At 53.8% G+C, this 20,661-nt stretch carries 18 protein-coding genes and 1 pseudogene; 8 read left to right on the forward strand and 11 right to left on the reverse strand.

What is annotated here, in order from left to right:
* Nucleotides 1-108: 108 nt before the first annotated feature.
* The 7 genes from CHL1_RS09475 to CHL1_RS18345 form a co-directional block, all read right to left on the reverse strand.
* Nucleotides 109-846: a hypothetical protein gene (locus CHL1_RS09475; protein WP_250932542.1), complete on the reverse strand. Its 738-nt coding sequence runs from the start codon at nucleotides 844-846 to the stop codon at nucleotides 109-111.
* On the reverse strand, nucleotides 812-1,153 hold the full coding sequence (locus CHL1_RS09480; protein ID WP_250932544.1) for a hypothetical protein: 342 nt from the start codon (nucleotides 1,151-1,153) through the stop codon (nucleotides 812-814). The genes CHL1_RS09475 and CHL1_RS09480 overlap by 35 nt, the downstream gene beginning before the upstream one ends.
* Before the next feature lie 169 nt (nucleotides 1,154-1,322).
* Nucleotides 1,323-2,366: a helix-turn-helix transcriptional regulator gene (locus tag CHL1_RS09485; protein ID WP_250932546.1), complete on the reverse strand. Its 1,044-nt coding sequence runs from the start codon at nucleotides 2,364-2,366 to the stop codon at nucleotides 1,323-1,325.
* A gap of 374 nt (nucleotides 2,367-2,740) precedes the next feature.
* A complete protein-coding gene (locus tag CHL1_RS09490; protein WP_250932547.1) occupies nucleotides 2,741-3,127 on the reverse strand; it encodes a DUF6483 family protein in 387 nt (128 codons plus the stop codon).
* Between the two features lie 193 nt (nucleotides 3,128-3,320).
* Nucleotides 3,321-4,043 carry a hypothetical protein gene (locus tag CHL1_RS09495; RefSeq protein WP_250932549.1) on the reverse strand — a complete coding sequence of 241 codons (723 nt, stop codon included), beginning with the start codon at nucleotides 4,041-4,043 and terminating at the stop codon, nucleotides 3,321-3,323.
* Nucleotides 4,044-4,109: 66 nt separating this feature from the next.
* On the reverse strand, nucleotides 4,110-5,078 hold the full coding sequence (locus CHL1_RS09500; RefSeq protein WP_250932551.1) for a hypothetical protein: 969 nt from the start codon (nucleotides 5,076-5,078) through the stop codon (nucleotides 4,110-4,112).
* A gap of 38 nt (nucleotides 5,079-5,116) precedes the next feature.
* Nucleotides 5,117-5,251, reverse strand: coding sequence for a hypothetical protein (locus CHL1_RS18345; protein WP_276520375.1), 135 nt, complete (start codon nucleotides 5,249-5,251; stop codon nucleotides 5,117-5,119).
* A 472-nt stretch (nucleotides 5,252-5,723) separates the two neighbouring features.
* On the opposite strand from CHL1_RS18345, the gene CHL1_RS09505 reads away from it, so the two are divergent.
* From CHL1_RS09505 to CHL1_RS09515, 3 genes are read left to right on the forward strand one after another with little or no spacing between them, the layout of a single operon-like run.
* A complete protein-coding gene (locus tag CHL1_RS09505; protein ID WP_250932553.1) occupies nucleotides 5,724-6,788 on the forward strand; it encodes an HD domain-containing phosphohydrolase in 1,065 nt (354 codons plus the stop codon).
* Nucleotides 6,789-6,825: 37 nt separating this feature from the next.
* A complete protein-coding gene (locus CHL1_RS09510; RefSeq protein ID WP_250932555.1) occupies nucleotides 6,826-8,052 on the forward strand; it encodes a PDC sensor domain-containing protein in 1,227 nt (408 codons plus the stop codon).
* Nucleotides 8,049-9,356, forward strand: coding sequence for an ATP-binding protein (locus tag CHL1_RS09515; RefSeq protein ID WP_250932557.1), 1,308 nt, complete (start codon nucleotides 8,049-8,051; stop codon nucleotides 9,354-9,356). Before CHL1_RS09510 ends, CHL1_RS09515 begins: the two co-directional genes overlap by 4 nt.
* Before the next feature lie 64 nt (nucleotides 9,357-9,420).
* On the opposite strand, the gene radC is transcribed toward CHL1_RS09515, so the two are convergent.
* The 3 genes from radC to CHL1_RS09530 all read right to left on the reverse strand — a co-directional run bounded on the left by radC (nucleotide 9,421) and on the right by CHL1_RS09530 (nucleotide 10,904).
* Entirely contained in the window at nucleotides 9,421-10,107 is a 687-nt protein-coding gene (gene radC / locus CHL1_RS09520; RefSeq protein ID WP_250932559.1) for a RadC family protein, read from the reverse strand.
* A 171-nt stretch (nucleotides 10,108-10,278) separates the two neighbouring features.
* Nucleotides 10,279-10,731 (reverse strand): hypothetical protein, encoded by a 453-nt coding sequence (locus tag CHL1_RS09525; RefSeq protein ID WP_250932560.1) that lies wholly within the window; start codon nucleotides 10,729-10,731, stop codon nucleotides 10,279-10,281.
* Complete coding sequence (locus CHL1_RS09530; RefSeq protein ID WP_250932561.1) at nucleotides 10,728-10,904, reverse strand: hypothetical protein; 177 nt, start codon at nucleotides 10,902-10,904, stop codon at nucleotides 10,728-10,730. Before CHL1_RS09530 ends, CHL1_RS09525 begins: the two co-directional genes overlap by 4 nt.
* A gap of 274 nt (nucleotides 10,905-11,178) precedes the next feature.
* Here CHL1_RS09530 and CHL1_RS09535 point away from each other — a divergent pair, with 274 nt between their 5' ends.
* The 4 genes and pseudogenes from CHL1_RS09535 (at nucleotide 11,179) to CHL1_RS09545 (ending at nucleotide 14,225) form a co-directional block, all read left to right on the forward strand.
* Entirely contained in the window at nucleotides 11,179-13,326 is a 2,148-nt protein-coding gene (locus tag CHL1_RS09535) for a lectin like domain-containing protein (protein ID WP_250932563.1), read from the forward strand.
* Between the two features lie 261 nt (nucleotides 13,327-13,587).
* Entirely contained in the window at nucleotides 13,588-13,746 is a 159-nt protein-coding gene (locus tag CHL1_RS09540) for a hypothetical protein (protein ID WP_250932565.1), read from the forward strand.
* A gap of 3 nt (nucleotides 13,747-13,749) precedes the next feature.
* Nucleotides 13,750-13,797, forward strand: a pseudogene (locus CHL1_RS18510) (hypothetical protein); the annotation flags it as partial.
* Between the two features lie 56 nt (nucleotides 13,798-13,853).
* On the forward strand, nucleotides 13,854-14,225 hold the full coding sequence (locus CHL1_RS09545; protein ID WP_250932567.1) for an RsiV family protein: 372 nt from the start codon (nucleotides 13,854-13,856) through the stop codon (nucleotides 14,223-14,225).
* A 116-nt stretch (nucleotides 14,226-14,341) separates the two neighbouring features.
* Here CHL1_RS09545 and CHL1_RS09550 read toward each other — a convergent pair whose 3' ends face one another.
* A complete protein-coding gene (locus CHL1_RS09550; RefSeq protein ID WP_250932569.1) occupies nucleotides 14,342-19,126 on the reverse strand; it encodes a leucine-rich repeat protein in 4,785 nt (1,594 codons plus the stop codon).
* A gap of 283 nt (nucleotides 19,127-19,409) precedes the next feature.
* On the opposite strand from CHL1_RS09550, the gene CHL1_RS09555 reads away from it, so the two are divergent.
* A complete protein-coding gene (locus tag CHL1_RS09555) occupies nucleotides 19,410-20,465 on the forward strand; it encodes a DUF3089 domain-containing protein (protein ID WP_250932571.1) in 1,056 nt (351 codons plus the stop codon).
* The last annotated feature ends 196 nt before the right edge of the window (nucleotides 20,466-20,661 follow it).

Here is a 20,661-nt window from a genome sequence, read left to right on the forward strand (position 1 = left end):
CCCGGTGCGGGCCACCACCACGCACCGGTTGAAACACCTGATCCTATTATTACATCCTTTCTTGGGCCTGACAAGATGTGGCACGGTGTGTGCCAGAATTTTTCAGCCCTAACTGATTGGCAGCTTGAAGCTGGCCGGGTAGGATTTGTAATTGTTGCCATAGACCTCCACCTGAACAGTGATTTCACCGCTGGCATTGACCAGCCCGTAAGCCTGCTGGGCGCCGACACAGCGGGCCCCGATGGGGGTTTTCTGGGGGTTGCCGGAGGTGCTGGCCGGGTAGGTGGCAGCCATCACTCCAGCCCCATCAATGACCTTGAAATTATTGGATGAGATATAAAGCTCCATGAAGTTCTTCTCGACCCCCAGATTTTCATAATCGTAGCTGAGAATCACTACCTGAGCCGGGTTTTGTTCAGAAAATTGGTTGCGCTCGTCAGTCAGGCTGGCGGCGGTGAAGGTCAGGGCAAACTGACCGTCAACAGTCCAGGTTTCACCGGGACCGTAGACCTTCTTTTCCGGGGCCGGTTTTGCCGCAGACTGGGCGGTGTTGCTGGTTGTGGTGGCATTGGCTGCCGGGACTGTGGTGCTGTCGGCAGTGACGGGTGTCGTGGTAGAAAAGACCCCACCGAGATTTCCCAGTATGATCAGAAAACCGAGGGCGAAAATAACGGTGGAAATAATTTTCGGCGCCAGGTTAAAACGCTTGCTGATCCAAAGCAGCACGATCCCCGCCGGCGGAAAGACGATCAGGGCCAGCGTAATCAGCCAGGCCTGCTGCCACCAGCGGCTTTCTTCCCAGACAGCATCGTCATAAAAGCCATCGACAATAAAAACCCGCGGCAAAGGCCCAGGCCATAAAAGACCAGAAATACAGATCGGTATAATTGCCGGCCTGGATTCCACCGAATAAGGCGGCGACCAGATAAAAGCCGGCGGCCGTAAGGGTGCCGCCTTTGCGGGTCGAATTGCGGGTGGCAACGCCGACAATCCCGGCGATGATCAGACACACGGCAACCATCACCCCGGCCGTCCCGCTGACTTGACCGCTGCCTTCTAACGAATTGACAATCCCGGCGGCGCAGGACTGAAACAGCACAAAGACCGAAAGAACCATCGAAATAATCCCAATCACTAATTTTGCAGTTTTCATTTTGTACCTCTTTCTTTATTTAATGCTTCCATCATACGCCCCGTCCCTGGTCAAAAATGGGACAGGTGGATACTTTTTTTCAAAAAATAAAAAAAATCCGGCCCTGTTCCGGATAAAGCAATGCCCGCAAGTGTCTGATCGGCGGGTCGGCAGCGGGGCGAGGCGCTTTTTAAACCTCGTCCCTCTTGTTGGGTCGTGTCATGACCCGGACCCGCTGCTTTTTGGTGTCGTCGCGATACTGATCCAAAGTCGCCCGGAGGCAATCCAGCAGTTCCTTTTTGACCGCTTCCGGAGCCAGCACCTTAACCTTGCTGCCATGCTGCATCAGCCAGTAGATCAGGCCCTGGCTGTGCATCACCCGGATATGGCATTCAAAGCCATCAGGGCGCTTGTTGTGAAAGTGGTCGCTGCCGAAATAATCGCAGATTTCATCCTCCATGCCGTACTGGCACAGCAGCCGCAGATTGATCTTTTTGCCGGTATGACAGTAGATCGCGGTGGCGATATAGTCATCAATCCGATGGCGGGGGTTTTTCCCCAGCAGCGCCACGGCATCTTTGACCGGTTCATCGAGGATGGTCAAATTGACGATCCGGTCGAGCCGGTAATAACCGAGGTTGTCATACTTGTCGAGATTGCAGATCAGATAATAGTGTTCGTCCTTCCAGGTCAGCGCATAGGGATTGATCCGGTAGCAGTAGCCGCCTTTGCGCAATTCTTTTTTCATTTCGGAATTGGTCGACTGATACTGAAACTGGACCTTCCGCTGCTGGCGGATGGCGGTGAGCAGGGCGCCGATGGTTTCTTTGATCTGCGGGTTATCCTGCTTGATGTGCGTATTGACCGGTGTTACCCGGGCTAATAACTGAGCGTTAGCCTGACTATCCTGGGCCATCAGTTTGGCGGCAATGGCGCGACTGTCCGCCTCGGTCAGAAACTTGGCACTGACGATGGCATCGATTAATACCTTCAGTTCCCAGGTTTCAAAGCTGTGGCTGGCCAGATAATAGCCCCGCTTGTTGTCCGGACAGAGCCGGATGTCGTAACCGGCCTGCTTAAGAACCTGGATATCGCGGTTGATTGCCTTGCGCTCGGCGCTAAGGTCGTAACGATTGAGTTGATCAGCGATCTGCGCGGTGGTCAGCGGATGATCAGCATCGGTTTGCCGGAGGATATCAAGCACCCGCAGCAATTTTAGTTTTGTATCAGCCATCGTATCTAGCCTTTCGATCTGATTAATTTTGACATGCTCAAGCCGGGGGAAATATGATCATTTCACCCGGTGAAACCGTGGTGGTTGACGGCAGCTGCTTCCCTGTTGGGAAAGTAGGGGCGGCTGCGGCGAATGATCTGTAAACGAATCACATTCTTTAATTATACGCTTTTCCCGGCCGATTTCAAAACTTTCTCACAATAATTCCGCCTTTTTTGTCAACAAAAACGCCCTATCGATTATATTGCTCCCGCAAACCCTGACATTTGCTAAAAAAAGCACCAACCCGTAAGAGCTGGTGCTTTTTGTGGCAAGATCGTCCTGAAAAATTTGATCCCGATTACCGGGCATCTCGGCTGGTCTTTGCTGATTCTCTACTTAATTTCCCCCTGCTGATAAAGCCTCTCTATATCCTCACAGCCTTCCCTGATTTCATCCCGGGAAAAGCCGGCCTCTGTCAGGGCTTCATCGTTGAGGGTCTCAAGCTGGGTATAAAAATCCCGGGCAACCGGCAGATAAGCCGGGTCGGGTCGGGCGGCGATTTTCTCAAACAGCAGGTTTTCAGCGTCATTGAGCCGGCCTTCGCCGATCAGTGCGAGCAGCTGCAGCTGTAATAAACCACTGGCGGAGAGGTTGCCCTGTTCGTCAAAGATTTCAATGGCGGCGGCGTTTTTGTGAAAAACCACATTGGCTAAAAAAACCGACATATCTTCAATCATCCGCATGATATAATCGTTGTTATACATTTTTTCTTCTTTCATGGGGGATTACCGGTCACTGCCGGGCAGCGAACCAGTCTATATATTATCAGTATATCTGATTTCTCTTAAAAAGCGATTATATTGGTGCTGCGCAAAATCACAAAAACCCCCATCCGGCAGTGTGATCCGGATGGGGGATGAAATGATGGGCTTGTGATGGCGTTAGCCGGGGCCTGTTATCACAATGGTGGTATCAACCACACCGTTGGTCATCTTGTAGCGCTTTGATCACGGCCTGGGCGTCGCTGTCACGGCCAGCCGGAATCAGCAGGCAAACCCAATCGTCAAAGGCCGCCTGACCGTAGCGCAGGTGCTCGGTACTATGATAGTGGATCTTCAGATAATGCCGATCCGTTTCGGTGTCCAGCTCTGCCGCCACCGCCGTCAGGGTATTGCGTTGATTAAAGACCGGGCGGACATTGCCCCAGATCAGAAAATGACGGCCGATTCGGGTTTCGCAGGGGGTGCTCAGAATTTGCTGTCGCAGATAAAGGTGATAAAGGCCCCGGATAACCCCGGGCAATCCCGCCGGCAGCAGCAACCACAGCCATTGCCAGAGTGGCGGTTCGGGAAACTGCTGATGCAGCACCACCACAAAAATACCGCCCATCAGGGCCAGACAGCCAGCTGTAAAGGGTGCCAGCCAGCGGTTTCGCTGGCGCTGCCAGGCTAGCAGATCCCGGGCTACCTGGCGGGCTTCAGCCCGGGAATAAGACCAACTGGCCAGCTCCGGGTCGGTTTCCGACCGGCCCAACCGCTTGGCTCGCAGCACCAACACCGGAATAAACAGCAACCCAAACACTAAAAAGCCCAGCCCCAGCCCCCAGACCAGCTCGTCCCCCAGCAGCAAGCCGCCAACCAGCGCTCCACCGGCTGGCACGATCAGTAGTAGCAACCACCAACCCTGTTTAATCATCAAGCTTCCTCCCTCCCATCATCCTGGGTCCGCTGATGCCAGCGGGCAAAACCACCCCGGGCCCGCTCATCGGGCCGCCATCTCCGGGATCACAAACTGACCGGGCAGGTGGTAACGGTGACAGAGTTCTTCATAAAGCCGCTCCATCGGAAAACCGGTCATGGTCTCATCCCACCGCCAATTGCCGTCCTCAAGCTGCAGTACAACCTCCAGCCCCAGGGCGGCCGGGGCATAACGCACCGCTGTGGTCATCGCTTCCCCGCGATAACGGTAACCCACCGCCAGTTCCCGGATCATCGCCTGCTCCAGAACCACCGCCTGCATCGCCGCTACCGGAATGAAGGTGGTCCGGCCCCAGGCGCGACAGGTGATCCCTGCTTCGTCTAGGTGGTAGGACCGTCTGATCCGCAGCATCGCCCCCACCCCCAGGGCCCCGGCCAGCCCAAAAATAACGGCGACGGTGCCGGTCAGCACAGTGGTCTGTCCAGCCGGGATGACCAACCCCAGCAAAATGGCGGCAGTCCAGAACAACAGGATTGCCGCGGCGATGGCGCCCTGATGCTGGGTCCGATGGCAGTTAAACCGCAGTTCGCGGTTTGATGGCCAAGCCTGGGCCAGCGTTGTTGACAGCTGTCCCCATAGTAACGGATAGCCCGGCAGCGCTTTATAGATGACCCCCCGGGCTGATCCGGCTTGCAGTTTGAGACAGGGCTGGAAAACACCCCCAAAGACGACGGGTTCCATTGCCGACCACGGCAGGACCACCCGCTGCCGGCCCCGCTCAATGATCAGCGCATCAGCGGTGATGGTGACGCCGCCGCGACCGGATCGGGACAGACTGACCCCATATAAACCCAGGGTGAGCATCATCAGGCTGATAACGCCACTGGCCGGCAGGGACCAGACAGTGTCCCCAAAACCAACCAGCAGAAAAAAGGTGAACAGCAGTTCACCGATCACCGCCGTCACCACCGCAGTGATCCCCCGGTGATGACGGGTGACCGGATACTGCCAGTGCGTCTTTTGATTTGTCATGTTCTCGCTCCTTTCCTGACCGACCGTTCACGCTGTTATCACAACCGGTTCGCAGTAAAACCATCATAGCCGATCAGGGCGTGGACCAGTTCGTTGGTATCCTTCATCGGAATGCAATAAAACGGCAGCACGGCTAGCTGGCAACGTCTGATTAATGATTTATTATACGTCATTCTGGCGATAATGCCAACCCTAGCCGGGATAAATGTTCGCTGGGGATAAGCAATGAACCCACAAAAGCCCCGCCAACCCAACCGTATGAGCTGATTAAACAGATCAATTATTTTTTATTTAAAGATACTGTCATGGAGTAATCAAAAAAGGATTAACAAACAGCTGATTGTTTATTCTCATCCTGACTCTTACAGTTCCCGCTGACCCGGCACTTGCATCACATCCGCCAGCCCCCGGGCATGGAGGCGGTAGACCCAGCGCAGATCATAGCCCATGCATCAGCAATCTTGGCAAAGGGCTGGTCATTGATGTAGCTGCGGCATGAGTCAGCAACTTTTACGGATACATATTTGTCATCACATCACTCTTAATTAATTTATCTCCGGAGTAGTTTAGAATCATTGCAATCGTTTTCCTGGTGTGGTAAAATAAACCATTCATAAGTCACAGTAATGCAATTGAGGTGATAACATGCTAGCAAAAACGATGGCCTTCATTAAGCAGAATTCCCGGATCCTGATCGTTGACGATACCCCGGCCAATGTCTTTTTATTGGAGCAATTATTAAAAATCAGCGGCTATACCCATATTGTCACCCTGACGGATTCCCGGGAGGTGGTGGCCACCTATCAGACCTTCAAGCCGGATCTGCTACTTTTGGATTTAAAAATGCCCTACCTTGACGGCTTTGACATTCTTAACCAATTAAATGCCTTGGAGAACGATGACTATCTGTCAGTGATTGTGATTACTGCTCAGAGCGATAAAGAAAACCGGCTAAAGTCGCTGGAGCTGGGCGCCCGGGATTTTATCGGCAAACCCTTTGATCATGCCGAAGTAATCATGCGGGTAACCAACCTGCTGGAGATTCGCCTGCTCCATAACGCCACCAAGCAAAATAATCGTCTGCTGGAGGAACGGGTTGCCGAACGAACCCGGGAAATTGAGAACATCCAGCTGGAACTGGTCAATAAACTGCTGATTGCAGCCGAATTCCGGGACGATGATACCGGCAACCACATCATACGGATCGGACAGTACGCCGCTGTGCTGGGCCTGTTGGCGGGACTTTCAGCAAGCCATTGCCAGCGCCTGACCCCGGCGGCGATGATGCATGATATCGGCAAAATCGGCATCCCTGATGGGATTCTCTTAAAACCCGGGCCCTTGACCGCCGCTGAAATGGCCATCATGAAAACCCATACCCAGAAGGGAGCCGACATTTTAACCGGCAGCGCCGGGGCGGTGCTGCAGCTGGGCGAGGTCATTGCCTTGAGTCATCACGAAAAATGGGATGGCAGCGGTTATCCGGCCGGATTAGCAGCTGACGCCATTCCCTTAGAGGGACGCATTACGGCCATCTGCGATGTTTTTGATGCACTCTTGTCGGTGCGCCCCTATAAACCAGCCTGGACGATGGTAAACACCCTGGACTTAATGACCCGGGAAGCCGGGCATCATTTTGATCCGGAGCTGCTGGGCCTGTTTTTGGACAATGTGGACCGGTTCATTAAAATCCGTACCGATTGTAATTAAGGTTTACTGTCAACACATCACCAAGGAGACTGGAGCAATGAAAAAAAATAATACCGAACCAATCCCGGTCTTTAAGTGGATTTGGCAATCCTATCTTAAAACAGCCCTGATCCCGCTGGTGGTGGTCGAGCTGGTTTTTGTGGGGATCTATTTTAGCGCCAACAACTGGTCCCGCTGGGAAACCACGGCGGCTCTGGAGGAATCCGTCAATCTGGAACTCAATCTACTGGCTGAAAAAGAAGCCGAGCTGATTGATAAACAGATTTACGATGTCGGCCAGGTGGCGGCGTTGTATCAGCAACAAACCAGCCAGGCCCTGGCAAGCCCATCGGCTTTGGGCAGTGACGATGCTACCCGTCTGGCTTATGCCGACAACGGCGCCTATGTAACCACCAGCGATAAGCCTGATGGCGGGGCGGCGGTTTTTTACAGCGGCGTCCTGCCGATTGATGCCCCCGAACGGGATAAGACCGCCCGGCTACTGGCGCTGCAGCCACTGATGAAAGACATCATTGCCACCCATCCCTTAACGACCTCCGTTTATTTTAACAGTTTTGATTCCCTCAACATTATCTATCCCTATTTTAATGTACTGGAACAATATCCGGAAAAAATGAACATCCCCGACTATAATTTTTATTATGAGGCCGATTATATTCATAATGCCCAGAAAAAAGTGGTCTGGACCGATGCCTACCTTGATCCGGCCGGTCAGGGTTGGATGGCTTCGGCGATTGCCCCGGTTTATAACGGCGATTTTCTGGAAGGGGTGGTCGGCATCGATGTCACCATCAGCACCATTGCCAACCAGATCCTCAACTGGGAATTTCCATGGCAGGGCTATGGCATCCTGGTTGGTAAGGACGGCACCATTCTGGCCCTGCCCCAACAGGGTGAGGCCGACTGGGGACTGCATGAATTAACCGACCATCATTACGACGAAGCCATTACTCAGGACACCTTTAAACCGGATGATTTCAATGTCTACAAACGGCCGGAATTTGCCGCCGTGGCCGAACGATTAAAACGCGCTCAAAATGGCGCAACTGAAATTACCTTAAACAACCAACCCCAGCTGGTTTCCTGGAATACCGTGGCATCAACCGGTTGGAAACTATTGGTAATTGTCCCAAAGGCCCATGTCTATCAACAGACCAATGCCATCAACCAGTCGCTTAACCAAATCGGGCTGTTGATGATTGCCGGGCTGATTCTGTTTTACTCGGTGTTTTTTATATTTTATTCAAGCGCTCCTATGTCATGAGCAAAAATATCTCGCAGCCGCTTAATAAAATCAATGCCGTTCTGGAGCAAATCGGTCAGGGTGATTATTATCAGCCGGAACCACCAATGCCGGTGACTGAGCTCAAAGAAACCGCCCACAACCTGATTGCCATGGGCCAGAAACTGGGCGCTACCAACCAGGAGCTGGAAAAAGCCAATCGGGCCAAGTCGAAGTTTTTATCCAGTATGAGTCATGAATTGCGGACCCCGCTTAACGCAATTTTAGGCTTTTCTCAGCTGATGGAACTCAATCCCAAGGAACCCCTTTCCGAATCGCAAAGACAATATGTCACTGAAATCATCCGGGCCGGGGACCATCTGTTGAATCTAATCAATGAAATTCTCGATCTGTCCCGGATCGAATCCGGCCGGTTTTCGCTGTCTAATGAACCGGTGGAGCTGATCACACTTGTGGGCGAAATCCTCTCGCTGATGCAGCCATTGGCCGATCAGAACCAGGTCACACTCAGCTTTGAGCCCCCGGAACCGGCTACCCTGACCACCGTGACCGACCGCACCCGACTCAAACAGATCCTGATCAATCTGATTTCCAATGCCATCAAGTATAACCGCCCAGACGGCCAGGTAACCATCCGCCTGGAAGAAAACGGCGATCACCTGTACTTCCATGTCATCGACACCGGTCTGGGCATTCCCGCTGACCAGCTGAGCGCGATCTTTGAGCCCTTCCTGCGGCTGCCCGAAACCAGTAACGTCGTTGAGGGCACCGGCATTGGCTTAACCCTGGTTAAGCAGCTCAGCCAACTGATTAACGGAAGCATTGAGGTGACCAGCACCCCTGGCGATGGCAGTCATTTCTGTCTGACAATCCCCTTTACCGAGCGGGCTGACCGCCCTGATGATGCCCTTCTGATCGCTGACGACGTGCTTCAAACCCTGGCTGTCCACCCTTGTCGGCTGCTGTATGTGGAAGATAATCAGACCAACCTGAAACTGATGGAATCGACCTTTGCCAAAATCCCCAACATTGAGCTGCTAACGGCCAATAGCGGAGAGCAGGGGCTTGAGCTGGCTCATAGCCAACAACCGGATTTGATTATTCTGGATATACATCTCTCCGGAATGGACGGTTACGAGGTGCTGGCACGGCTGAAAACCACTGCCGAAACCAGCAGCATCCCGGTGGTGGCCCTCAGCGCCAGCGCCATGGCCCCCGATATCGACAAGGGCCTTGCCATGGGCTTTGCCGATTACTTCACCAAACCGGTGAACATCACGATGTTTTTGTCCCGAATTCTGGCCCTGTTAAACCCGCCGAAATAAAGAGTGCCCTCAGGGCAAAAAAAGCACCAACCGTTTTTGGTTGGTGCCTTTTTTTATCGGCTCCTCACAGCACCCGGTTCTCGGCAAAACTGTAATAGCCATCCCCGGCCACAATGATATGATCCACCACCGGGATGGCGATGGCCTCGGTGGCCTGCCTGATCCTCCGGGTGACATCAAGATCGGCCTGGGAGGGCCGCTGGCTGCCGCCGGGGTGGTTGTGGGCCAGAATGATGCTGGCGGCCTGATGGCGCAGGGCGGTTTCGACAATCAGCCGGGGGTAAACCGGAGCTTCGTTGATGGTGCCTTCGTGAAGCAGGGTGGCCTGGTTGACCTTGTTCTGGCTATCCAGACAGATCACGTAAAAGACCTCGTTAAGCCGCCCAGTAAATAACGACACGGCGTATTCACCGGCGGCGGTGGTACTGCCAAGCACCGCCTTGGGCACCAGCTTGCCCTGCTGATAGCGCCGGGCCAGGGCCGGGATCAGGCTCAGCAGCAGGGCGGTGTTTTCGGTGACCCCGACCAAAGCGCTAAGATCCCGGGGATTCGCATCAAAAACCCCGGCCAGCGAGCCATAATGGCCAATCAGCCGATGGGCCAGGGCGTTGGTGTCCTTCATCGGGATGGCGTAAAACAGCAGCAGCTCCAGAATCTGATGGTCCTCAAAATTGTCGATCCCTTCACTTAAGACCCGGGCTTTAAGCCGCTGACGGTGGCCCTGATGGGGGTTTTTGGGGTTTTTATCCATAGCGTGTCCCTTTCCTGATGCGCAGTTTGCCGTTGGCGTGCATTGCTTTCATTATAAGCCATCTGCCCTCGGATGCAACAAAAAAATTGGTCTGTTGGCAATTTTTATGAAGCGCACAAAAAAGCAGCCCCAAAGGAGCTGCCGGGGCTGCCCGACAACCTGACCGGCCGGTCAGGCAGGGCCAGCCACAAATTCCGACCCAACCACCAGTCCCTGGGGCAGGTTAAGATAAACAACCGCATAGGAGCCATCGGGATTGAACCAGCCCAACCCGGTAACCTGCTTGGTACTTCCGGCTTCCGGTTTGCTCAGGCTGACTTCAATGCCATCGCTGCCCATCACATCCTGAACCTCGTAGAAGGGCATGCCGGCGGCCATCCGATAGGCCTGTTTGTCGGTCACCGGAAAGGGGTTGAGCGCCGCCAGTTCCGGGGATCGGCCCGACGGCAACAGCCGCTTGGCAAAAACGGCATCGTCTTCCCCAAAGCGGATCAGTACCCCATAGCCGCTGTCCGAATCCCGATAGGCCACCTGGCCATCGGCCTGGATTTCACCGGGCACCCCCAGCATTGTTTCCAGCTGGGCCCGGGACTGATCCAGGGTTACTGCCAGATAAAATTTCATAGCCGCCTGGTAGCCGCCGCATTGGCCGGATTAACCGTGGTGGTGACGGTGGTTTCCGGTATTTTGGTGGGATTATTGGTGGCGGTGGAAGCGGTGGTGCAGCCACTTAGCAGCAGCCCTCCCAGCACCAGGGCGGCCCCCAGTGGCGCCAGTTTATATTTTAAGGATCGCATCAGTAGTTCCCCCTTTTATTATTTAGATTAGTGAGCGGATGTTTTTATTGATACCCCCAAACCCGGCGCTTTAAACAGTGACTTTTTGAATAATCGTCCCCAAAGGTGGTATATCATGAGTAACACCCATCGGATTAAGACGTCACGTAATCGTTCTTTGCCATGCCCGATTCATTCACACCTGATCGCTTGGTCATTGTGAAGCGGGGCGCAACGCTTGCGGCAGTTTTGCCATGACCCAACCTGATCATGTCTGAAAGAAAGGATGATCAAAATGAAAAAACGAGTAAAACACGCTTTGGCGGTGCTTCTCCTTGGTCTGGCCAGTTTTCTGATCGTCTCGCCCGGTGTCTGGGCGGATGATCCCCCCACCCTCACCAAAGCTCCGCAAAATCCCGAATTTGTCCAGTATCTGTCCGACCTGGAAGCCGGAACGATTGCCACCGCCACCGCCACTGGTTATGGACTTGGCTATATTCCCGAACCACTGGCCCGGGTCGAAACGGTGACAACCGACAGCATCGACACCGCCAGCTTCCCGGCCAGCTATGATCTGCGCTTAACCGGCCGCCTCACCCCTGTCAAGCATCAGGGTAACCTGGGGGTCTGTTGGACCTTTGCCAGCCTCGGTTCGCTGGAATCGACACTGCGACCATCTGTCACCGCCGATCTGTCCGAAAATAACATCCGCTGGAATCACGGCTTTGACAACGGCCCCGAAAGCGGTGGCAACGCCAGCATGTCGCTGGCCTACATGGCCCGCTGGAACGGTCCCGTCAGTGAAAGCAGCGACCCCTACCCCACCGGCCAAACCGGTCTGGCTCCCATTTATCACATCCAGCAGGCTGAGTTTCTGCCCAAATCAGCTACCGCTTTAAAGCAGGCGCTGATGGATGGCGGCGCTGTCTTTACCTCCCTTTACGCCAGCGCTGTGGATAACCCCAGTTACTTTAACCAAAACACCTCAGCCCTCTACTACAACGGCTCAGCCGGTACCGATCACGCCGTGCTGGTGGTCGGCTGGGATGACAACTACGACCGCAGCAATTTTGCCACCCCACCGCCGGGAAAAGGCGCCTGGATCATCAAGAACAGCTGGGGCAGCGATTGGGGTGATGGGGGCTATTTCTATCTCTCCTACTACGACACCTATGCCACCAATTCCTTAGCTGCCTTTAACAATGCCGAAGCCACCACAAATTACAACCGCATCTACCAGTATGATCCCCTGGGTAGAACGGCATCCCAGGGCTACAACACCCCCGACGGGTCAGCCTGGGGAGCCAATATCTTTACCGCCGCCGCCAGTGAAAACCTGACCGCCATTTCCACCTATTCGGCTGGCCCCAATACCACTGCCGAAATCCGGATCTATACCGACGTTGCCGCCAGCAACCCCAGCAGCGGTCAGTTGCGGGCCACCCAGACTGTCACCTTTGCCCAAGATGGCTATTACACCGCAAAACTCAATACCCCAGTGGGACTGACCGCCAACCAGAAATTTGCGGTGGTGATCAAGTACGTAAGTCCCCAGACCAGTTCGCCGATTCCGATGGAAACGGTCATTTCCAATTATACCAGCCAGGCCAGAGCCAATGCCGGGGAAAGCTTTATCAGCTATGACCTCAATGGCAACTGGTATGACACCGGCGCCAATGATGGCGACAATGTCTGTATCAAGGCCTTTACCGGCGGCCAGAGCGCCGTCACCTTAACCGGCATTGCCATTACCACCCCAGCCAATAAGCTGGTCTATCAGCTGGGTGAGTCCCTGGATCTTTCCGGTCTGGTGGTCACCGGCAGCTACAGCGATGGTTCCACCCGGACCGAAACGGTGACGGCCGCCAATGTCAGCGGCTTTGATTCATCCACCACCGGCACCAAAACCCTGACCATTGCCGTCGGCGGCCAGACCACCAGCTACACGATTACTGTAAAAGGTGCCGCAACTTCCGACGTAGATGTCTATTACCGCACCCATATTCAGAACGTGGGCTGGCAGTATGACTGCAAAAACGGCGAAGTCTCCGGCACCTCCGGCATGGGTCTGCGCCTCGAAGCGATCCAGATTCAGTTGGTCCAATCCGGCTACGACCTGGGCGTCGCCTATCGCACCCATATCCAGAACATCGGCTGGGCCCCCTGGCACTACGACAAAGAAGTCAGTGGCACCTCCGGCATGGGTCTGCGGCTGGAAGCCATTGAAATTCAGTTAGTCGGCGCCGACGCCGACCAGTTTGATGTCTATTACCGGGTCCATTGCCAGAACTTCGGCTGGATGGGCTGGGGTAAAAACGGCGAAATGGCTGGTACCTCCGGCTACGGCTACCGCCTCGAAGCGATCCAGATCGAGGTCGCCCCCAAGGGCACCTACTTTAGTGTTGACTCCGCCGAGCAACCGCCTTATCAGGTAGCCAATTGACCACTGACCGGGCTGAGGCCGGCGCACAATACCGTACCGACCAATTGTTAATCTGTTGTTCGCTACGGAATCGGACAGGTTACGCCGTGTCCGCTCCGATGCGTAGGGTCTGACCCCTAGGTCACAACATGATGTAACAATTGTCGGTACTGGATTAGTTTTTGAAGTTCATCTGGGCGAGAGTCTGACCTGTGGTCATTATTAATCGCCCGAATCACCAAACCGGTATCAAGACAAACCGATGAAAGCGAGGTTAACAAAATGAAAAACAAATTGTACCGGCTTGCGGTCATGTTGGTGACAATCCTGATGGTGCTGACACTGCCCCAGAGCATTCTGGCTGAAACCATCGGCACCGAAACGGTGCTGCCCACTGCCAACTATCGCACCCATGTCCAGAATATCGGCTGGCAGGACTGAAAAAGCGCCGGCCAGACAAGCGGCACCTCGGGCCAGTCCCTGCGGCTGGAAAATACGAAAACAACGTCACCGCAGCGATTACCTATAACAATAACAATATCATCTCAGTGACCCAGGAACAGTATCGCTATAGCGGCGGCGCCCATGGCAACAGCGAGATCACCGCCCACAGCTTTGGCACCAGAACCGGGGATGAACTGCTGCTGGGGGATCTGCTGGCAATCCCCGATAGCCAGATCAGCACCAAACTGACCGCCGAATTCCAGCAGCTTAAAAATACCGACCCCAACTACAGCGACATTGACCTGACCGCCATTGCTGGCAAGCTGGGGACCAACTCCCCCTACTACCTCACTACCACCGGGGTCTGCGTCTTCTTTAACCCCTACGAGGTCGCCCCCGGCGCCGTCGGCCGGGTTGAACTGATCATCCCCTATACCCGCACCGATCTGCTGGTGGAGGTGGAGACCCTGATTTAAACAGAGCCCGCCCGGTTTTCATTTAACCAAAAATCCGCCCAAAAATAGCGGCCAAAAGGCCGCCATTCTCCCCCGTCCCGGCAATAGCTGGGGCGGGGGAATTTTTTAGGAGAATACTATTTAGACCAAGCCGCTGATCCTGAATCATACTGATAGATGCCAGCACCGCCAGCTAGATATGCTGCCAGAAACCCGGTGCCATTGGTGCCCATGGTTGCGGGATCCCCACCAATCGACACCCCGTCTGGTAAGGTGATGGTGGTCAGAGGCTGGAATTTAAAGGCTGACGGCCGAATATTAACGCCTCCGGTGCTCTGAATGGTCAGGGTTTCCAGGCTTGACAGATGGGTTGCCCCATTCATTTTTCCTTCAAAGGCATTATCACCGATATAGGTTACCGTCGCCGGAATCGTCAGACTGCCACTTAGGTGGTTATGATAGAAGCTGTAATTACTGATGATTTGCAACTGACTCGGCAGCATCAGGCTGGTTAGTGGGCATTCGGAAAAACCATCTAAATCAATGCTGATTAACTGTGAACCGGGTGAAAAATCAACGGTTGTCAAATTATGACACATATGAAAAGCCGCTTCCCCAATACTGGTAACACTCGCGGGGATGGTCACTTCGGTCAGGGTTTGATTAAAGTAAAATGCCTGTTTACCAATGGCCACCACCGGTTTCCCGCCTATCGTCTCGGGGATCGAAACAGTAGCTGCACTCCCCAGGTATCCGGTAATGGTCACCTTTCCGTCGGTTACCGTGAATGAATAAGGCAGCACCGTTACCGTACAGGAAGCGTAAGCACCTCCGCCATCGGCGGCGGTGGCGGTAATTTCCGCAGTTCCAGGCTTTTTCGCCATCACCAGACCGTTACCATCAACCGTGGCAATGTTAGCATCGCTGGTTGTCCAATTGAGGTTTTTGTTAATTGCATTATCCGGTGTCACGGTCGCCGTTAAGGTGTCGCTGCTGTTTTGACTCAGATCCAGGGTCGTTTTATCCAGAGTGATCTCAGTCACCGCCACTAGGGTGTTCAGATTGACCACCCGTGATGGCCCGTCATTATCACCGCCGGTGACCAGCAGCCGGAAATCGTAGCTGGTGCCGGGGGTTAGCCCGGTGGCGATGGCGGTCGTTGAGGCGCTGGTAAGCGCTTCAGTTGTTGCGTCGGTCCAGGCGCTATCTGTGTGGATCTTCTTCTGCAGTTTCACCTCAGTCGCTTCATCCTGAGCATCAAAACTGAAGCTGGCCGTATTGATGGTCACATCGGTCTGGTTCAGGCTGATATTGCGCAGCACTAAATGATACTTACTATTTGTCCAGGGGGCGCCCGTAAAGCCGGTTTTATCTTCCCAGTATGCAAAGGTCGTCCCGTCAGGAAAGGCTGTGCTGTCAACCGAGCCCGGGGCATTGCCATCAAAACGCAGCACCAGATTAGCTGGACAGCCGCTAAAGGCACTCACCTCAATGGTGGTGACCGTTTCGGGAATCCTCAGACTGGTCAGGGCGGTACAGGCTTGAAAGGTATAGCCGGGAATCTTAGTCAATCCTGGCGGCAGGGTCACGTTGTTTAGCTTGCTGCAGCCGTTGAACAGCCCCCATGCATTAAAGACCGCTTTAGAGTCAGCCGCAAAGGTCACAGACTCCAGGGCCGTACATCCCGAAAAGACCCAGCCATTGAGAGTCTGCGCATTTTCGCCCCCTAAAAAGATCACTGTTTTTAAGCCAGTACAGTCTGCAAAAACACTGCTATTAATCACTTTAACCGAATTGGGAATCGTCAGACTTGCTAAACTATTACATTGACTAAAGGCCTTTTCGCCAATGGTCTCAACGCTCCCCAAATTTAAATCTTTCAGGGCGAAACACTGCAAAAATCCATATGCACCAATCGTCTTAACACTGCTGGGGAGACTGACACTTTCCAGTATCTTACAGCCCTGAAAGGCTTTGTCGCCAATGGACACCAGCGTCGGGCTGCCCGTAAAGCTCAGTGTCGTCATCTTGTTGCAGCCTTCAAAGGCGCTCACCCCAATACTGGTCACCGTTTGGGGAATCGTTACTGCCGTCACGTTGGTTTGGCCTTTAAAGGCATTATCGCCAATCCCGGTGATGGTTTTACCGCCGACTTTTTCCGGAATCACCACCGCCCCGCCGGGGCCGGTATAGGCAGTGATCACGCCATTTGCATCGATATTCGCCGGGTCGATGACAGCCACACTCATATCCGCCGTCATCTCATTGGACAACAGTGATTCGCCGTCAGCATCCCTGGCTTTGATCACAAAATAGTAGGTCTTGGTACTGTCCAAACCGGTGATTGTTGCCGTCAGATCAGCAGTTATGATCGCCGTTGTTGGATAACTACCCGAGGTATCACCGTATAAAACCTCATAATCAGTGGCGCCAGCGACGGTGTTCCAGTTAACCGTAACGGATGGGCTGCCAGAATTTGCTATTTCCAGGCCGGTCTGGATCGGAGTTGTTAAAATAAATTCCTTAGTACACCCACTCCAATCGCCGGCATTAAACCCGGAGCAATTTGCATAATAGCAGATCGTCGGTTTTGGTGTTGTCGGGATCGCTCCGGCCCCCAGTGTGGTCGGCGCATTGCCCCGGAAGGTATAGCTGCGACTGCTCGGTTCTTTGCCCCCTTCATACCCAAAGGCGCCACTGCTAATCGTATTGACCCCTTTAGGGATGGTGACCGTTGTCAACTTGGTACAATTGTTAAAGGCACCCATCCCGATGGCGGTTAGCCCCGATGGTAAGGTCACTGTTGTTAAAGCACGACACTCGGAAAAGGCCTCCAGAGGAATAGCGGTGACCCCGCCGGAAATCGAAATGGACTCAAGCAACGAGCAACCTAAGAAAGCCCGATCACCAATGGTGTTAAGGCTTGCCGGTAAGGTCAGGTTCATCGCCCCAATACCGACAAAGGCAGCGGCACCAATAGCGGTAAGGCTTGAATCCGCCGCAAAGGTCACGGTTGTCAGATCAAGACAATCATAAAATGCCATAGAACCGATTGTTTTAACGGTTCGGGGGATTGTCACACTGGTCATGTCGCTATTATAAAAAGCCTGGTCACCGATCCCCGAAACGGTTACCCCGTCAATGGTTTCGGGAATAAGGATAACCTTGCTACTGCCGTTCATCCCGGTGATCACAGCGGTTCCGTCAGCGATTTGAGTCACCTCAAAGCTGGTCGTCACGGTTACCTTGCAGCTGGCGGTTTTGTTGCCGTCATCGGTCTTAACCGTGATGGCGGCCTGCCCTTCTTTCTTTCCGGTGACCTTCCCGGTGGCATCCACGGTGGCAATGGTATCATCACTGGATGTCCAGGTTACTGTTTTATTGGCAGCATTGTTTGGTAACACCGTGGCGTTTAGCTGTGCCGTTCTGGATACCCCCAACGAAAGGTTCGCCTGATCCAGGCTGACCCCAGTCACGGCCACCGGTGCTGGCGAGTTATAGCCCCCACCGCCATCACTGGGCGTCGGAAACACCGGCGGAATCACCACCCCCGGCGCCACCGTGTAGCTGGCCGGTTTCTTATCAAACACCGCACCATCGGCCTTGACTTCGGCTTTAACCACATTGCCCTGGCCTTTGATGGCAGCTTTGCCATCAAGCACCAGTTCACTGACCGTGGTCCCGGGATTCAGAGTCACGGTGCTGCTGCCACCGGTTTCCCCTACCGTCATCTTACCGATGGTGGTGGTATTGCCCTGGGTGGTGACGGTCATGTTGGGGGCGTTAATCTCCACGCTGTCAAAGGCACCTTCTAAAATAATCGTCTCGCCACTGGCATCTTCAGCAATGATCACATCCAGACCATCCACGCCCGTGGCCACAATCCGCACCGCACCGCTGGCGGTTTTCTCCATTACAATGCGGCTGTAACGGCCGCCATTAATATGAATACTGTTGGCTCCGCCGCCCCGAACAAGAGTGTCTCCATCCACCGTCACATTGTTCAGGGTTACGGTGCCATTTCCGACGGCCTCACTGATTAACATATCCCCGGTGATGGTCAGATTCTGCAGGATCACCCCATCAGCTGCGATCCTCACATCGCCATCAATGGTCTGGGAGCCGGAAGCCGGGCCATAGGTACCCGCTTTGTCATAGACTGTCGGTCCGGTTTTCTTCGTAAGCCCCTCATAAGCCGCCTGGATCATTGCTACGGCTGCATCCACCTCTGCTTGTGTCCGGTCGGCCGTAACCGCATGCTCTTTTAATGCCATTTGCAGAGCTGTCCAGGACGGGGCCGTAAAATCGGCTTCGTTGAGCTTATCTACCTTTGCCACCAGGGCATTGTAAGCCGTCAAGTCGGCATTATTCTTAACCACCCGCACCAGCAGCGCTTCCAGCCGCAGGGAGCTCCCCACGGTACCCAGCTGAGCGCCATCAGCCAGCCAGATATCGGCCGCCTGTGGCTGATCGCCAAGGTTCTGAACATGGCCCCGATACTGGACACTGTACCCCGGCACCGGTTTTCCGGCGCTGTCAGTCAGCACAATTTTAACCGCTTCAATCCGCAAGCTTTCGCCCCGGGTTCCGGCATAGACACCATCCCGAGGCCAGTCCGTCGGGTCATTCTCGTCATAGAGCCAGCCCCTGTTCTGAACATGGACATTATAGCGGATCGACATCTCCATGGGCAGATCCTCATTGAGTTTGATTTCAAACCCCTCAATCCGCTTGCTCTGACCAGTGGTTCCAATGATTTCAGGGCTGTCCACCCAACTGCCGTCACGCGGATAGTCCCCCCGATCCTGAATATGCCCCCGGTAGGCAACCCCTACCGGCAGTTCCGTCGCTGTAGCTGACAGCGGCACCGCCAGAAAAATCAGTGCCCAGCAGACACACCAGTATACTAATTTCTTCTTCATTTTCTTTTCTCCATTTTATTTTTTTACATCGAATCCATTAATGGTTTAATCATATCACAGAGTCGATTCTCAAAAAGGCGTAGATTTCTTTTTAAATGGCGTATTTTTTAATTCTTTCTGTCAATCAGACCCAAAGCCACTGTCCCAATCCGGCAGATTCTGTTATACTGGAAGTATCACAAGAGCTGTCTGATAAAGGCCCAATTGCAGGCCTTTAAACCAGCCGATTCATGCCTTACCCGCCCCGAGATCAAATAACCTAATTTTATTGAAGGAGCACCTCATGAAAAGAAGAAAATGGATTTCCCTGATGGTTTCTCTGCTGGCCCTGATTCTTTGCGGTTGCACCGCTGCCCAGGACAAAGCTCCCCAGACCGAAACGTCGGATGCCATTGTGCCCACCGACTATAGTGACAGCGCCCACTGGCTTGCCCTACCCACCGCCCTTGACAAGGATGTCGATGTCTTCTATCTCTACCCCACCGCCTGGGCCAGAGCCAATGCCGATGCCCCGATTGTCAGCACCGTCGATGACCCGGTCATGATCACCAATGCCAATCTGGCTTATGCCCGTCAGGCCACCGCCTTTGAAACATCGGCCAATATCTATGCCCCCTATTACCGGCAGTTCGATCCATCCGCCACCGCCAACATGTCCTACGACGAACAGCAGGATGTCTTAAAAGGGACCACCTTAACCGATGCCACCGCCGCCTTTGACTATTACATGGAGCACTACAACAACGGCCGCCCCTTTATTCTGGCCAGCCATTCCCAGGGCTCCAACGTGATGATCTATCTGCTGTCGAACTACATGAAGGCGCATCCCGAGGCTCAGAAGCAGATGGTGGCAGCCTATATTATTGGTTATTCCATCACCGACGACTATCTGGCCGATAATCCCAACCTTAAGTTTGCCACCGGCTCCGGGGATACCGGGGTGATCATTTCCTACAACACCCAGGCCCCCACCATTGAAGGCACCGATTTTGTGGTGCTGCCCACCGCCCATGTCATCAACCCCCTTAACTGGACGACCGATGAAACCCTGGCACCAGCCAGTGCCAACCTCGGTTCACTGCAGATCAATGCCGATGGCACCGTGGCTAAAAATCCCGACGGCAGCAATGTCAAGGTAATGAATTTTGCCGATGCACAGGTCAGCCTGGAAAAAGGCGTACTGATCTGCAGCACCGTCGATGTGGACACCTACGCTCCCGGCAGCGCCGCCTTTGGCCGAGGCGTCTTCCATAGCTACGACTACCCCTTCTATTACTACAATATCCAGGCCAACGCCGAAGAACGGGTCGCCAACTACTTAAAAGCCCACAAAAAATAGCCAAAAAAAAACTCCCAACACTGGAAGGTATAAACTGACAAAAAAGAAAACCCAGTACCGACAATAGTTAGATCATGTTGTCCGCATCGGAGCGGACACGGCAAAGCCTGTCCGATTCCGCAGCGTACAACAGATTAACAATTGGTCGGTACGGTAGATTTACAACAACCTCAACCGCCCATTTAATGTGGCGTTT

Source organism: Acetobacterium wieringae, assembly GCF_023700225.1.
GTDB lineage: Bacteria > Bacillota > Clostridia > Eubacteriales > Eubacteriaceae > Acetobacterium > Acetobacterium wieringae.